Annotated in this window: 15 protein-coding genes, 1 tRNA gene and 1 pseudogene; 12 read left to right on the top strand and 5 right to left on the bottom strand. The window is 62.6% G+C overall.

The window, feature by feature from the left end:
- Position 1: 1 nt before the first annotated feature.
- From ACX3OZ_RS06520 to ACX3OZ_RS06505, 4 genes are read right to left on the bottom strand one after another with little or no spacing between them, the layout of a single operon-like run.
- Positions 2-937: a putative B6 ABC transporter permease subunit 1 gene (locus tag ACX3OZ_RS06520; RefSeq protein WP_459104073.1), complete on the bottom strand. Its 936-nt coding sequence runs from the start codon at positions 935-937 to the stop codon at positions 2-4.
- Between the two features lie 3 nt (positions 938-940).
- The gene (locus ACX3OZ_RS06515) at positions 941-2,017 is read right to left on the bottom strand and encodes a putative B6 ABC transporter permease subunit 2 (protein WP_459104072.1); all 1,077 of its coding nucleotides are present in this window, start codon (positions 2,015-2,017) and stop codon (positions 941-943) included.
- The gene (locus ACX3OZ_RS06510) at positions 2,014-3,552 is read right to left on the bottom strand and encodes a putative B6 ABC transporter ATP-binding protein (protein WP_459104071.1); all 1,539 of its coding nucleotides are present in this window, start codon (positions 3,550-3,552) and stop codon (positions 2,014-2,016) included. Before ACX3OZ_RS06510 ends, ACX3OZ_RS06515 begins: the two co-directional genes overlap by 4 nt.
- Positions 3,553-3,573: 21 nt before the next feature.
- Positions 3,574-4,605, bottom strand: a complete 1,032-nt coding sequence (locus ACX3OZ_RS06505; RefSeq protein WP_459104070.1) for a putative B6 ABC transporter substrate-binding protein — start codon at positions 4,603-4,605, stop codon at positions 3,574-3,576.
- Positions 4,606-4,995: 390 nt separating this feature from the next.
- On the opposite strand from ACX3OZ_RS06505, the gene ACX3OZ_RS06500 reads away from it, so the two are divergent.
- From ACX3OZ_RS06500 to ACX3OZ_RS06485, 4 genes are all read left to right on the top strand, one after another.
- Complete coding sequence (locus ACX3OZ_RS06500; RefSeq protein WP_459104069.1) at positions 4,996-6,069, top strand: AbrB family transcriptional regulator; 1,074 nt, start codon at positions 4,996-4,998, stop codon at positions 6,067-6,069.
- Between the two features lie 264 nt (positions 6,070-6,333).
- The gene (locus tag ACX3OZ_RS06495) at positions 6,334-6,561 is read left to right on the top strand and encodes a hypothetical protein (protein ID WP_459104068.1); all 228 of its coding nucleotides are present in this window, start codon (positions 6,334-6,336) and stop codon (positions 6,559-6,561) included.
- The gene (locus ACX3OZ_RS06490; RefSeq protein ID WP_459104067.1) at positions 6,536-6,670 is read left to right on the top strand and encodes a hypothetical protein; all 135 of its coding nucleotides are present in this window, start codon (positions 6,536-6,538) and stop codon (positions 6,668-6,670) included. Before ACX3OZ_RS06495 ends, ACX3OZ_RS06490 begins: the two co-directional genes overlap by 26 nt.
- A 213-nt stretch (positions 6,671-6,883) precedes the next feature.
- Entirely contained in the window at positions 6,884-7,234 is a 351-nt protein-coding gene (locus tag ACX3OZ_RS06485) for a VOC family protein (RefSeq protein ID WP_459104066.1), read from the top strand.
- 784 nt (positions 7,235-8,018) lie between these two features.
- On the opposite strand, the gene ACX3OZ_RS06480 is transcribed toward ACX3OZ_RS06485, so the two are convergent.
- Positions 8,019-8,108, bottom strand: a tRNA-Ser gene (locus ACX3OZ_RS06480).
- A 221-nt stretch (positions 8,109-8,329) separates the two neighbouring features.
- Here ACX3OZ_RS06480 and ACX3OZ_RS06475 point away from each other — a divergent pair.
- The 8 genes and pseudogenes from ACX3OZ_RS06475 (at position 8,330) to ACX3OZ_RS06440 (ending at position 14,859) form a co-directional block, all read left to right on the top strand.
- Complete coding sequence (locus ACX3OZ_RS06475) at positions 8,330-9,094, top strand: MBL fold metallo-hydrolase (RefSeq protein ID WP_459104065.1); 765 nt, start codon at positions 8,330-8,332, stop codon at positions 9,092-9,094.
- A gap of 223 nt (positions 9,095-9,317) precedes the next feature.
- Positions 9,318-9,740: pseudogene (gene rplU, locus ACX3OZ_RS06470) on the top strand (50S ribosomal protein L21); the annotation flags it as partial.
- 150 nt (positions 9,741-9,890) lie between these two features.
- On the top strand, positions 9,891-10,157 hold the full coding sequence (gene rpmA / locus ACX3OZ_RS06465) for a 50S ribosomal protein L27 (protein WP_459093923.1): 267 nt from the start codon (positions 9,891-9,893) through the stop codon (positions 10,155-10,157).
- 123 nt (positions 10,158-10,280) lie between these two features.
- On the top strand, positions 10,281-10,808 hold the full coding sequence (locus ACX3OZ_RS06460) for a GNAT family N-acetyltransferase (protein WP_459104064.1): 528 nt from the start codon (positions 10,281-10,283) through the stop codon (positions 10,806-10,808).
- A gap of 46 nt (positions 10,809-10,854) precedes the next feature.
- On the top strand, positions 10,855-11,391 hold the full coding sequence (locus tag ACX3OZ_RS06455) for a GNAT family N-acetyltransferase (protein WP_459093921.1): 537 nt from the start codon (positions 10,855-10,857) through the stop codon (positions 11,389-11,391).
- On the top strand, positions 11,388-12,431 hold the full coding sequence (gene obgE / locus ACX3OZ_RS06450) for a GTPase ObgE (protein WP_459093920.1): 1,044 nt from the start codon (positions 11,388-11,390) through the stop codon (positions 12,429-12,431). The genes ACX3OZ_RS06455 and obgE overlap by 4 nt, the downstream gene beginning before the upstream one ends.
- Positions 12,432-12,451: 20 nt before the next feature.
- Positions 12,452-13,582: a glutamate 5-kinase gene (proB, locus tag ACX3OZ_RS06445; protein ID WP_459094779.1), complete on the top strand. Its 1,131-nt coding sequence runs from the start codon at positions 12,452-12,454 to the stop codon at positions 13,580-13,582.
- Complete coding sequence (locus ACX3OZ_RS06440; RefSeq protein WP_459093919.1) at positions 13,579-14,859, top strand: glutamate-5-semialdehyde dehydrogenase; 1,281 nt, start codon at positions 13,579-13,581, stop codon at positions 14,857-14,859. The genes proB and ACX3OZ_RS06440 overlap by 4 nt, the downstream gene beginning before the upstream one ends.
- The last annotated feature ends 17 nt before the right edge of the window (positions 14,860-14,876 follow it).

Raw genomic sequence — 14,876 nt, 5'->3', positions numbered from 1 at the left:
TTTAGCGCGCTCCGCGCTGATAGGGCACGCCCAGCGCCGCCGGCAGCCGCGACCGCTTGCCGAGCACGATGAGCACTAGCATGATCGCAAGAAAGGGCAGCATTTGGATGATGTCGGTGGAAACGTTCACCCCCGCCACCTGCAAGGCCGTCGTGGCGGACAGGCAGGTGCCGAAAATCAGCGCGCCGATCAGCACCCAGGTGGGCCGGCCGCGTCCAAGCATAGCCAGAACGATCGACATGAAGCCGGCGCCATGAACCATGTGCGGCACGAAGACGCCTGATCCGATTTCGGACAGGAAGGCGCCGCCCAGCCCGCTCATGGCGCCGCCGACCAGCAGCGCCACCGTCCGGGTCCGGCCGACATTAACGCCTGCCGCGTCTAGGGCCTCGGGCTTCTCGCCTGCCGCGGTCAGGTTTAGGCCCAAGAAGCTCTTTGCATAGATGAAGGAGAAGACCAGCGTTGCCAGCAGTGCCAAGTAGACCATCGGGTGATGGTTGAAAAAGCCCGCGCCCAGCACCGGCAGCGACGACAGACCGGGAATGGCTAGCAGGTCAGTCGCGGGCAGGCGCGGATAGGTCTTGCTGAACTGGAAATAGTGGAGCAGCGAGGTGATGCCGGTCGCCGTCAGGGTGATGGCGATACCCACAATGATCTGGTTCAGACCCAGCCGCACGCAGAAGATCGCCATCACGAGGCCGATCAGCGCCCCGGCCGCCGCGCCGGCGAGAAAGCCGGCCCAGAGCGATCCGGTGTTCAGCGCCACCAGGAAGCCGACAAAGGCTCCCGCCAGCATGACGCCTTCGATGCCGATATTGAGCACGCCCGCCTTCTGGGAGAACTGTTCGCCCAGGCCCGCCAGCAGCAGCGGAATGGCGGCGATCACGGAGCCGCGCAACAGGGCGGAGAGGAATTCATGGGACAGGAAAACGTCCATAGCTCAGTCCTTCCGTCGGTCGGCGTGCTGCTCGGCATACTCGGCAAGCGCCAGGAAAGCCAGAAGCAGGCCCACGACTATAAGCGTGAAGTCCATAGGAATCCCGAGCCGGGTGGCAGCGCTGGCGCTACCCACCTCGAGCACGGAGAACACGAAGATGAAGGCGATCGAGGCATAGCCGTTCATCCGGGCGAGAAAGACCAGCGGCACCACGGCAAAGCCATACTGGGGATTCCAGTCGGCCTTCATGTTGCCGAGCACGCCCACCAGGTCGACGCCGCCCGCCAGTCCCGCCAGTGCGCCTGACAGGCAGAGCGTCAGCAGCGTCAGCAGCGGGACCGGCAGGCCCACATGCTGGGCCGCGCTCGGATTAAGCCCGAGCAGGCGCAGCCGCAGGCCGAACGAGGTGCGGGTGATCATCAGATGAGTGCCGATCACCAGAACGACAGCGATCACTAACCCGAAATTAACGCTCGACCCGAACAGTTGCGACAGCCTATCATCGGCGGCCAGTGTCATTGTCTGCGGGTTGTAGGAGGTCTCGTCCCGGAAGACGAGCTTGATCATCGCCGCGCAGAACGAGCCTGCCAGAAAGCTCATCATCAAGCCGGAAATGATCTCGTTGATGCCCTGATAGGCTTTCAGCACCGCCATCGGGATGGCCCAGAGCGCCCCGGCCACTGCACTGAGGCACAGCGCGATGACGAGCGCCAACTCGATCGGCATGTGCTGGGCGAGTAGAGGCGCGGTAACACCTGCCACCATGGTGCCGAGCAAGACCTGCCCGTCGACGCCGAGATTCCACAGGCCCGCCCGGAAGCTGATGATCAGGGCGCTGGCCACGATCAGCATCGGAATTGAATAGACGAGGGTGGCCTGGAAGCCGGTGGCGCGCAGCAGGCCGCGCTCGATCACCAAGCCGTAATATGCAAGTGGGTCGCCTCCGGCCAGTAGCAGGATCACCGCGCTGGCCAGGAGCGCCGCCACCACCGGCAGGACGGACAGAGCGAGCAGCCGGGTGAGGCGTCGCGACAGCGCCCGACGCTCGTCTAAGGCGATAGCCAGAGTATCTTGGGTCATTGTACCTTTGCTCCTGCCATCAGCGCGCCCACTTTGAAACGGGCTTCGGGTCCATCGTTGTCGACAACGCCGACAAGCTGGCCGCGTACCATCACGCCGATACGGTCGGACAGTTCCAGGATCTCCTCGAGATCGGTCGAAATCAGCACAGTCGGAACGCCCTCATCGGCGATGTCGCAGATGCGCTGTCGCGTCGTCTGGATATTGCGCAGGTCGAGCCCGTGCGTGGGCTTGTTGTAAATGACGATCCGCGCCCCCGACGACAGTTCGCGTGCCAGCAGAACCTTCTGGATATTGCCGCCCGATAGCTTGCCGACCGGGGTATGGATCGATGGCGCTCGCACGTCGAACGTCCGGAACAGAGTCGAGGCATGCGCATCGATCACGCTGTCGTTCTGCACCGATCCGACCCAGAACGGCGGCTTGCCAATTTCCTTGAGCACCATGTTTAGTGAAATCGGCAGCGAGCCGACAACGCCTTCGCCTAGCCGGTCGTCGGTGGCATAGCGAATGCCCAGTGCATAGCGCGTGCCGACGCCCTCTTGCACCACCGGGGCATTCTCGAGCAGCAATTGCCCGCTCGCCGGCACCTGTCCGGCCATCGCTTTGGCCAGCGGAGTCTGGCCGTTGCCATCCACGCCGGCAATGCCGAAAATTTCGCCCCTCCGCACAGCGAAGCTGACATCTTCGAACGATTCCTCGCCTTTGTCGCTCTGCCCGGAGAGGCCCCGCACCTCGAAAGACACGTCGTCCTGGGGTTGCGTCTTACGCACCGCCTGCACCGTCAGCGCGGCATCCTGCCCGAACATGAGCTTGACGATGCGGTCGAGTAGGGTGGGGCGGTCGAGCGCCCGCATCTCCTCGGGCGGAATGCTGCCCACGCTCCTGCCTGAGCGCAACACCGTCACCCGGTCGCCGAACTCGCACGCTTCGTCGAGATGGTGGGTGATGAACACAAGGCTGATGCCGGATTCGCACATCCTGCGCATCATCCGGCCCAGTTCCTCGACGCCGTTTGGGGTGAGCATGGCAGTGGGTTCATCGAGAACCAGCACGCGCCCGCCCCGCCACAGGGCTCTGATGATCTCCACCTGCTGCTGCTGGCCGAGGGAAAGGTCCCCCACCAGCGCATTGACGTCGATCTCGATGCCGAAGCTGGCGCAGCTTTCCTTAAAGCGCGCCACCACCGAGCGCCGGTCGGGCTGCCGCCACCAAGCGTCCCCTAGCAGGAGGTTTTCCGCCACGGTTAGGGTTGGAGTCAGCATTCGGTGCTGGTAGACCGTGCCGATCCCGAGTTGCAACGCATGGGCCGGATCGGTGATCCGGATGGACTTGCCGTCCATCCGGAACTCGCCTTCATCGGGCTGCTGCACGCCGGCGAGCATCGAGATCAGAGTCGATTTCCCGGCGCCGTTTTCGCCCAGAAGGGCATGCACCTCGCCGGGAAACAGGCTGAGACTGACCCTGTCATTGGCGACCACGCCGGGAAAACGCTTGGTGAGGTCGTGCAGTGTTATGGTGGATTGTCTGGTCACGGCCCTTGGCTCCCTCGCGGTCTAGTTGCCAGCATCAATGGCATCCGACATGACCGCGCGGACGCCCCCCGGGTCAAGAACCACATCGACGGCAATCTCGCCCGCAATGATCTTTTGGCGCACGTCCTCGATCTCGGCCCATACGTCGTCGCCGACATGGGCGGTACGCAGCAGCGCCTGGCTGCCGTCTTCAAGCGAGAGCTGGTAGTTTTCCTGCTGGCCGAACGTGTCATTGCGCACGTCCTCGATCATGCGGCCGAAGATCGGCGCCATGTCCCAGATCACCGACGAGAGCAGGTGCCCCTTGTCGATCGGCGTCTTGTCGCCGATTACGTCGATGAACCACACCTTGTCGCCCGATGCCGGTTTGATGGTTTCGACGGCCTGCAGCATGCCGAAGGTCGAGCCATTGCCTTGACCGAAGATTATGTCGGCGCCGGAGGAGATCACGCTTTCAGTGACGCGGCGCGCGCCGGCCACGTCCGCATAGGCGGCTGGTCCGATGATCGCATAGCGCAGGACCACATTGGGATTGACCGAGCGCGCGCCCTGCGCGAAGGCCGCCGATTGCGGGTTCCAGTTCGGGGATTCGGCGGAAACGACGATGCCGAGCACATTGGTCTTTGTGGTGCGCGCCGCCAGGTACCCGGCTAGATAGGCGGCCTGTTCGGCCATCAGCTCGTAGTTGCCCACCAGCGGAGGACCGGACGGGAAGCCGACCGCGACATGTACGTTCATTTCGCGCGCCACATCGATGGCATCGGTGGTGAAGCCCGCCGCGTGTGCGATAATCAGGTCGGCGCCGTCCTCGGCTAGTTCGCGGATCGTCGGACGAATATTGCCGTAGCCGAGCCCTTCGGCGATGATCGCCTTGATGCCGGCGGCCTCGGCGGCCTTGCGCACGCCCTCCACGCCCTGCTGGTTCCAGCCGAAGTCAGTGCCCTGTTCAGGGGCGACGATGGCGATTGTGTCGATGTCGGCTGCGATCGCGCCGCTGACGACCATACCGGCCAGCGCAACGCTGCCCAATAGCGTTCTGATGAAGCTCTTCATCCTGCCCTCCCTAAGAATGGATATCTGCCAGGTCCTCCAACCAACACGGTAGACATCATCAACCACGACCTAACCATCGCACCGGTAATTCGTCAATAAAAATCTATTTGGTCGCGTTATGGTTGACTGGTGGATTGATCCGGCTCGCCCGTGGAGCGCATCTTGGGTGATGAAAATAAATGAGTAAATTCAAGTCATAGCTGGCGCGCTTTCGGACCCGCCTGGGCGCCAAGCCGCATGACGCTGATGACGAAACGTGATGATTGCGTCAAATAATGATGATAGATTTTACAACCAAGCTCTTGCTATTGTTAAAACCAGTTGGTTTTGGTTTGGTAGGTGGTGGTGCAGTCGTCCGGCGCCGGCATCTGCCCTGGAAAGGTACCGCAGATGAGCAGGGGAACGCCGTCCGAGGGTGGCGGACGGGATTCGGCGGCACAGGCCAGGGCATGGGTGGCGCTGATCTTGGCTGCACTTGGGGTGATATTCGTCCTCGAGCGGCTGGGCCTGTCAATGGCCATGCTGATCGGTCCGATGCTGGTCGGCATCGCCTTCGGCCTGCGAGGCAGCGTTGCGCGCCTCAACGGCACAGTCTTTCAGTTCGCGCAGGGCGTCACGGGGTGTCTTGTGGCGCAAAACTTCAGCCCAGCCATTCTCGGGCGTCTTGTTGATATCTGGCCCGCCACGCTATTCACCGCCGTCCTTACTCTTTTCGCCGCCGCCGTGGCAGGCGTGCAGTTTAGCCGGGGCACGATGTCGAACCTACGCGAAACCCTCTGGGGGTTCCTGCCGGGCATGGCCGGGTCGGTGGTTGCGCTTGCGCGCGGCAATCACCTGCCGATCCAGTTGGTGGCTACCATCCAGGTCACGCGGCTGGTCTGCGTCGTCGCCATCATGAGCGCCATCCCTCAATTCATCGGCGCGCCCGCTCTGGTGGCGCCAGCCTTTCAGCCGCCGCTCGACGCTCAGCTCATCGCCGTCGCTCTGTCGGCAACCGGCATCCTCGCCTCGTGGCTGTTTTCGAGAATGTCGTCGATCGCCACCATCGTGCCCCTGCTGATCGGCGCTGCCCTGCAAGGCTCGGGACTTGTGCAGTTCGCTTTGCCCAGCTGGCTGGTCTTGGCGGCCTTTTTCGTCATCGGCATCGATATCGGCCTGAAATTTACCCCCGAGATCCTGCGTCAGATCCGGCTGATCCTGCTGCCGTTGTTTGGCGCGGTCGGCCTGCTCATCCTCATCTGCGCGGCCGGCGGCGTGCTGATCGCCTGGCTCGGCCGAATCGACATGGCCACCGCGCTGCTCGCCACCATGCCGGGCAGCATCGATTCCGTAACCGCGATCGCCACTCACAGCGCCGCCGACCTGATCTTTATCAGCACCCTCCAGATCACTCGCCTCTTCGCCGTCCTGCTGCTCGGACCGCCGCTGATTAACTTATTGTGCCGACGAGCACCCCCTCCGTGATGTGTAATAGGTTACTTCCGTCACAGCTATCGCGCGCACAGCCTCCGCGACCGTTTTTCCCTGCGAGGTCAGTACATCGACCTGCCCAAGTTTGGTGACGATCTCTTCAGCCGTCGGACATCTTCAACCACGTCATCGCACACAACATCGACACCGCCCCGCCGGAACCGGCCCACGATGGTGCCAAACTACCCCGTCTTGACACCGGCGATTATGTATATACATTGTCGATATGTCTTTATGTGAACCATCTTTGTGAGCGCCATGTCAGACAAGCCCAAGAAGGTGAAATTCAACAAGAAAGATAGCCAATTGCTGATCCGTATCAGCACTCTAGAGCGCGATCAGTTCGTGCAGTTATGCGAACAGCTGGATACCAGCGCCGCTCGCGAGATCAGGCAGTTCATTCGTGGGTTCATCCAACAGAACACACCCACTAAAAGCCATACAAGCAAGGAGACATTTCATGTCGAAGAAAGCCAAAGCAGCTGAGAAGAACGTCGTTTCCATCAAGCAGCAGATCAAGAAGCGTGAAGCCAAGGTCGAGAACCACGAAAAGAAGATCAAGGCGCTGAAAAAGGCCGTGAAGAAGGCTGCATAAGATAAGAACAAGGCCGCCAAATTGGCGGCCTTGCCCGTTCTTTCCCCAGTCGCCTTTACACGCCTCCCAGGCGTTCAGCCCTGCGGTGACCAGCCAGATCACCCCGCCGACCATGCTCGTGAACGCGGCACGCCCATTCGTTGGCACGCTCAGTCACATTCTGGTTCAAATAGCTTGCTATGTCCGCTGCGCAGTTCAGGCGAGGAGGAATTCATGAAAGTCGTTGCAAACATTGATTTCGATGGCGATTGCCGCGAGGCATTTACCACCTATGCCAGCATTCTTGGCGGCGAGGTCCGTGCGATGATCAGCCATCGCGATATGCCCGGAATGGCAGAAACGGTTCCAGAAGATCACTTGGACCGTATCATGCATGCCTGGATCGACATCGGCGACCAAGGCCTGATGGGCCAGGATATGCAGGATTTCTCCGGTCGCAAGGGCTGCAGCGTGACATCACAGCCGACTCTGTCGCTGAGGCCTAAGCAAAGAAATACCCCGCTCGATGGCGGGGCTAGCGCGGTGACTGAGGTCAAGAGCCACGAGGGGCTCAATCCCGGATAACAGGGACGTTGGGAGGAATGAGCCCCTCGCCGCAGATTATTGTGTGACGATCCAGCTTGGCTGGCAAGGGCGATGATGAGGGCAACAAAAGGCCCGCTCGATGGCGGGCTTGGTTGGTTGCGACACCAACAGGACAGGGCGCTGCGAGGGGGGCTTGCTTGGGGGCTCGGTGGCTCCCTCGCAGCGGGCATCGGGTGGATGCGGCCCCAACTTCGATAATTCCGGTTTCTGGCGATATTCTCCATTTGGATAGGGAGCAAGTCGGGAGGGCTTCCGCTTGGGCAGAGACGCCCTCCCTGGCGCTATAGGGGCCTTTGGAGCAAGCAGCCATGCGATAGTGGCAACAAAAAGCCCGGCTCGTCGAAGCGACCGCGAAAGCTCTGCGGGTCCTTTGTCGTCGCCCGCACAACCCCCAATAGTTCCGAGAGGCCGGAATAGGCCAGAGCGGGCAAGTCGCGATCGGGGAGAAGCCAGTCGAGCGGTTCAACGCGGATAAGATCGACGGAATTGGCCAGCTGAACCAGGCACAGCAAGCCAGCGAATGTGGCGACTGCCTTCCTGGCGCCATCCTTGGGCGCCGAGGGCCGCACTGGACGATGCACTAACTCAGTCTATCGCCGAAATGGCGTTTGGAGAACGCATCCATACACCCTCTATTTCAGGCGCAGGGGAGGGGTCTCCACAGGACTTGCAGGCTAGGCCAGAGCGTATTGGCGCGACATTCCAGGGACTTAGGACTCATTGCTATGATAAACTAAATTATCCATGCATTTCAAGGACTTAGTGGCGGAGAGAGAGGGATTCGAACCCCCGATGGAGTTGCCCCCATGCCGCATTTCGAGTGCGGTGCATTCAACCGCTCTGCCATCTCTCCGCGAGATCGATACGAGCCCCCGAAGGGGCCGGCTGGTCGACACGGGCCGGCTTATGCCATAGCAATGGTTGGCCCGCAACACCCCTTGTGGGCCTTCCTGCAATTTTGCCGGCGGGGCAGGGGCTGGAGGGCGCGCCGACGCCCGGTTCGCGACACATTTTTGTGCAAAATCCCGTGCGCCGGCGTGCATCACAGCGCTCGGCTCGAAATGGGAGGATGCCATGGTTAAACGTCGTGAAGTCGTCGCCGGCATAGCGGTTTTGCCCATCGTGTCGCTGGGCCTGGGGCCCGTCTGGGCGCAGCAGGCGGCATTGGAGGGGGATGCGATCCCCACGGCGGATGGCGACATCATCGTCCATCCGGTCGATCACGCCAGCCTCGTGCTCGGCTTTGGTGATCAGGTTATCTATTGCGACCCGGTGGGTGGCGCGGAGCGCTATGCGGGCCTGCCGGCGCCGACCGCGATTCTGGTAACCCACGGGCATGGCGATCATTTTGACGTTCCGACGCTGGAGGCGATTGCCGGTCTGGCGCCGATCCTCGCCAGCCAGGAGGTGTTCGACAAGCTGCCTGAGGGGCTCAAGGTGAATGCCACGGCGCTGGCCAATGGCGACGAAACCAGCCTTGACGGCATCGCCATCAAGGCGATCCAGGCCTACAACATCACCGCCGACCGGCTGCGCTATCACCCCCCGGGCGTGGGCAATGGCTATCTGCTCACCCTGGGCGACAAGGTGGTCTATGTGGCCGGCGATACCGAGCCGACCCCCGACATGCTGGCGCTCACCGACATTGCGGTGGCCTTCCTGCCGATGAACCTGCCCTATACCATGGCGCCCGAGCAGGCGGCCGAGGCGGTCAACGTGTTTAAGCCGGCCATCGTCTATCCCTACCACTATGGCGAGAGCGATCTGTCGGTGCTGGAGGCCCAGGTCGGAGACCATACCGAGGTCCGGCTGCGCGATTGGTATCCGAACGGCCAGTAATCCGGCGTCAGGCTTGACTCTTGGGGCATTTCCCCCGATAAGCCGCGACGGAAATGCGTGCTGGCTGGTCTGGCGCGCCTTCTTTGTTTGAAAACGCTGTTCGAGGCTGCCCGCCGGTTTGATCACCGGCTGCCGATCGAAGACCGCAGGGCTTCGGCTTTAACCTGCGGCGCCACAGAGCGCGACACAATGGGACCGGGCGTTTGACGCTCCCGGTTAAGCTATGACTTTTGCCGTGATCAAAACCGGTGGCAAGCAGTATAAGGTTGCCGCCAACGACGTTCTCAAGATTGAAAAGCTCGACGCCGAAGCCGGCACCATCGTCACCTTCGACCAGGTGCTGATGATTGACGGCGAAGTCGGTGCTCCGCTGATCGAAGGCGCGCTTGTCGCTGCCGAGCTGCTTGAGACTCGCAAGCAGAAGACGGTCATCATCTTCAAGAAGAACCGTCGCCACAATTATCGTCGTCGCAACGGCCACCGCCAGTTGCTGTCGACGGTGCGCATCACCGAAATCCTGACCGGCGGCGCCAAGCCGACGATCAAGGCAGTCGGCGTTGTCGCCCCCACGGAAACCGTGGTTGTCGGCAAGCCCGCCAAGGTCCGCGCTGCTGCCAAGGCTGCTGCTGCGGCTGAAGCCAAGGCAGTCGTTGCGACCGAAGCCAAGGCTCCGGCCAAGAAGGCTGCGCCGAAGAAGGCCGCTGCCGCCGACGTAGCTGCCGCTGACAAGCCGGCAAAGAAGGCCCCGGCCAAGAAGGCCGAGCCTAAGGCCGACAAGGAATAAGGAGCCCTAGAGATGGCACACAAAAAAGCAGGCGGTTCATCCCGCAACGGTCGTGATACCGCTGGCCGTCGTCTTGGCGTCAAGAAGTTTGGCGGCGAAGCCGTCATCGCTGGCAACATCATCATCCGTCAGCGCGGCACCAAGTGGCATCCCGGCACCGGCGTTGGCCTGGGCAAGGATCACACCATTTACGCACTGGTCGATGGCGCAGTGACGTTCCGCACCCGCGCCAAGTCGCAGGTGTTCGTGTCCGTCACCCCAGCAGAAGCCGCCGAATAACCCGGCAGGTTTTGTGAACCCGCCGGTGACCTGGTCCCCGGCTCGTGTTCGCACCATGCGAAATCAGATCAAGGGGGACCGGCTCGCCGGTTCCCCTTTTCGTATTCTGCAGCAGAGCGCAAAATGGACAGCATCAAGCACCGCCTTCCCGCCATCATCACGACGGATCGCCTGGTGCTGACCACGCCGACGCTGGAGCATGTGCCGGAAATGGCGGTGCTGGCCAACAGCAAGACCATCCATGCGGTGCTGTCGCGCCTGCCGCATCCCTATGACGAGAGCCATGGCCGGTTCTTTGTCGAAAATATCGCGCGCGGGCCGGAGGAATTCGCCTGGTCCATTCTGCTGCAGGGCCATTATATCGGCACCATTGGCCTGCATTTTTTGCCCGACCTGCTGCCCGAGCTGGGCTATTGGCTGGGTGAACCCTATTGGGGCCTGGGCTATGCCACCGAGGCCGCCATGGCCGTGGTGGCAGCGGCCAGGACCAGCGGCACGCCAGCCTTGCGCTCGCGCGCCTTGCTGAGCAATGCCGGCTCGCGCAAAGTGTTGCGCAAGGCCGGCTTTGTCGAGACCGGCGAGGCCGTCGACGAGAAGGGCACGCTGGCCGGTCAGAAGGTCATGCAGATGCGACTGGATTTCGGATCATGACGCCACGCGATGCTTTGCCGATGACGATCATGGGATGGCGCGCGTCATGAATGTCACGCTGCGCACGCCCCGCTTCATCCTGCGGCCGCCCCAATTGGGCGATGCCGAGCCGATCGCCCGCTATCTCAATGATTTCGGCGTGGCCGGCAATCTGGCGCGGGTGCCATTCCCCTATCATCTGAGCGACGCCAAGGCATGGCTGCGCACCCGTCTGCCCGGCCTGCCGCCCGAGGAGACCAATTTCTCCATCGAGCTGCCGGGCGAGGGCTTTGCCGGCCATGTCGGCTTTCATCAGGGGGCCAGCGGCCCGGTTCTCGGCTATTGGCTGGGGCGGCCCTTCTGGGGACGCGGCATCATGACCGAAGCGGTCGTGGCTAGCCTCGATTGGTTCTTTGCCATCTCGGTGGCGCCAGTGATTTACTCGGGCGTGTTCCATTTCAATGCGGCTTCGCTCGCTATTCAAACCAAGCTCGGGTTTACCCAAACCGGACGCTCAACCCTGCTCTGCCTTGCGCGCGACGCCGAGGTGGAGCATATCGACACCAAACTGACGCGTGGCGTCTGGAAGGCCAGAGAAAAATGAAGTTCCTCGACCAGGCCAAGGTCTATGTGCGCTCCGGCGACGGCGGTGGCGGCTCCGTGTCGTTCCTGCGTGAAAAATTCGTCGAATTCGGCGGTCCCAATGGCGGCAATGGCGGGCGCGGCGGTGACGTCGTGCTCGAATGCGTCGACGGGCTCAATACGCTGATCGATTATCGCTACCAGCAGCACTTCAAGGCCAAGACCGGTGTCCATGGCATGGGCAAGAACCGCACCGGTGCCGATGGCGGCGACATCGTGCTGCGCGTACCGGCCGGCACGCAGGTGTTTGAAGACGACAACGAGACACTGATCGCCGACATGACCGAAGTCGGCCAGCGCGTCGTGCTGCTCAGCGGCGGCAATGGCGGCTTCGGCAATGCCCATTTCAAGACCAGCTCCAATCAGGCACCGCGTCACGCCAATCCGGGCATTCCGGGCGTGGAAAAGTGGATCTGGCTGCGGCTCAAGCTGATTGCCGATGCGGGTCTGGTCGGCATGCCCAATGCCGGCAAGTCGACCTTCCTCGCCGCGGTCTCGGCCGCCAAGCCCAAGATTGCCGATTATCCCTTCACCACGCTGCATCCCAATCTGGGCGTGGTTTCCATTGGTGAGCGCGATTTCGTGCTGGCCGATATTCCTGGGTTGATCGAAGGCGCCAGCGAAGGCGCCGGCATTGGCGACCGCTTCCTCGGCCATGTGGAACGCTGCGGCGTGCTGATCCATCTGATCGACGGCACCCAGGAAGACGTCGGCCTGGCCTATAAGACCATTCGCGGCGAATTGGCGGCCTATGATCCGCTGCTGGGCGAAAAGCCTGAGCTGGTGGTGATCAACAAGGTGGATTCCATCCCGGCCGACGAGCTCAAGGACAAGGTCAAAACCCTCAAGAAGCTGAGCAAGCAGGACGTGCTGCAGGTGTCCGCCGTGACCGGGCAGGGCGTCGATATGGTGCTCTATGGCATCATCGAAACGCTGGATGCCGAAAAGGCCGCCAAGCTCGAAGCCTCCCGTCGCAAGGCTGAGCCCAATTGGGCGCCGTAGTCATTGCGGCGGCCGACCAGGTGAACGCCCTCGCGCCCTATAAACGGCTGACCATCAAGATCGGTTCGGCGCTGCTGGTCGACAAGGCCGGTCGGCTGCGCGCCGACTGGCTGGCCAGCATCGCCACCGATATCGCAGCGCTGCAAGCCAGTGGCTGCGAGGTGGTGATCGTCTCCTCGGGCGCCATCGCGCTGGGGCGGGGACTGCTGGGCCTGTCGGCAGTGGCGCTGACGCTTGAACAGAGCCAGGCGGCGGCCAGCGCCGGGCAGATTGCCCTGAGCCAGGCCTGGGCCGAGGCGCTGGGTCGGCACAGCATTGTGACCGGGCAGATTCTCATCACGCCCAATATCACCGAAGAGCGGCGCTATTATCTCAACGCCCGCACCACCATAGCCACCCTGCTCGGGTTGGGCGCCATTCCGATCATCAATGAGAATGACAGCGTCGCCACTGCCGAAATCCGCTATGGCGACAATGATCGCCTGTCGGCCCGCGTCGCCACGATGATCGAGGCCGATTGTCTGGTGCTGCTCAGCGATATTGACGGGCTCTATACCGCCCCGCCGGCCAAAGACCCCAATGCCACCCATTTGCCGCTGGTCCGCGCCATCACGCCGGAGATCGAGGCGATGGCGGGGGGCGCCGCCAGCCATCTGTCGCGCGGCGGCATGACCACCAAGGTGGAAGCCGGCAAGATCGCGACCCAGGCCGGCACGGCAATGATCATCGCCAAAGGCACCGAGAACCATCCGCTGCAGGCGCTGACCGAAGGCGGTCGGCATACTTTGTTTCACCCCGCCCATAGCCGGGCGCAAGCGCGCAAACGCTGGATCATGGGCACGCTGGCCGTGTCCGGCACGCTGCAGGTCGATGCCGGCGCGGCGCGCGCCCTGCGCACCGGCAAATCGCTGCTGCCGATCGGCGTCACCAAGGTGAGCGGCGAGTTCGAGCGCGGCGACGCCATTGCCGTGCTCAACCCAGACGGGGCCGAAATCGCCCGGGGCCTGGCCGGGCTCAACAGCGAAGATGCGCGGCTGGTCATGGGCAAGCGCAGCGACACCGTGCAGTCGCTGCTCGGCCCCAGCAATCGCGCCGCTCTGGTGCATCGGGACAATCTGGTGCTGGTCGGCACCAAGGAGGACAGTCAATGAACGCCCATGACGCCGCTGCGTCGGTCGCCACCATCATGGCCGAACTGGGCCGCAACGCCCGCATCGGCGCGCGCGCCTTGGCCCTGGCTACATCGGAGCAGAAGCGCACGGCGCTGCTGACCGCTGCCGGCGCCATCAACGCTCACCGCAAGAAAATCCTCGCCGCCAATGCGCAGGATATGGCGGCGGCACGCGACAAGGGCATTTCCAGCGCCTTTCTCGATCGGCTGGAGCTGAACGACGCGCGCATCGACGGCATTGTTGACGCGGTGAAGATTATTGCCGAGCTGCCCGATCCGGTCGGCGCCACCATCGCCGAATGGGATCGGCCCAATGGCCTGCATATCGAACGCGTGCGCACGCCGCTCGGCGTCATCGGGGTGATTTTTGAATCGCGCCCCAATGTCACCGCCGATGCTGGCGCGCTGTGCATCAAGTCGGGCAATGCGGTGATCCTGCGCGGCGGCAGCGACAGCATCCACTCCAGCCACGCCATTGTCGAATGCCTGCTGGACGGGCTGCACCTGGCCGGCCTGCCGGCCGAATGCGTGCAGCTGGTGCCGACCACCGACCGCGCTGCCGTGGGCGAAATGCTGAAGGGGCTGGACGGCAATATCGACGTCATCGTGCCCCGCGGCGGCAAGACGCTGGTCGCTCGGGTGCAGGACGAGGCGCGCGTGCCGGTGTTCGCCCATCTCGAAGGGCTGGTGCATGTCTATATCGACAAGAGCGCCGATCTGGAGAAGGCCGTCAACGTCACCCTCAACGCCAAGATGCGGCGCACTGGCGTGTGCGGCGCGGCGGAAACGCTGCTGGTGCATCGCGACGTGGCCAACACTCATTTGGTGCCGATCATCGAGGCGCTTATCGCCAAGGGCTGCGAAATCCGCGGTGACGCGGCGGTGATGGCGCTGGTGCCAGAAGCCAAAGCCGCGACCGAAGCGGATTGGCGCACCGAATATGAGGACGCGATCATTGCGGTGAAGCTCGTGGATAGCGTCGACGCGGCCATTGCCCATATCGAGACCTATTCGAGCCACCACACCGAGGCGATCATCGCCGAAGATGCGGCGGCGGTTGAAAAATTCTTCAACGAAATCGACTCGGCGATTCTGGTGCACAACGCCTCCACCCAGTTCGCCGATGGCGGCGAGTTCGGCTTTGGCGGCGAGATCGGTATCGCCACCGGCAAAATGCATGCGCGCGGGCCGGTCGGTGTGGAACAGCTCACCAGCTTCAAATATCGCGTCCGCGGCAACGGCCAGACGCGGCCGTGAGGGGACGCAGACCCGCC

The sequence above is a fragment of the Devosia sp. A369 genome, from assembly GCF_054489345.1.
Note: the sequence above shows the minus strand (reverse complement) of the source record. Positions and strands in the feature narration are given on the sequence as shown.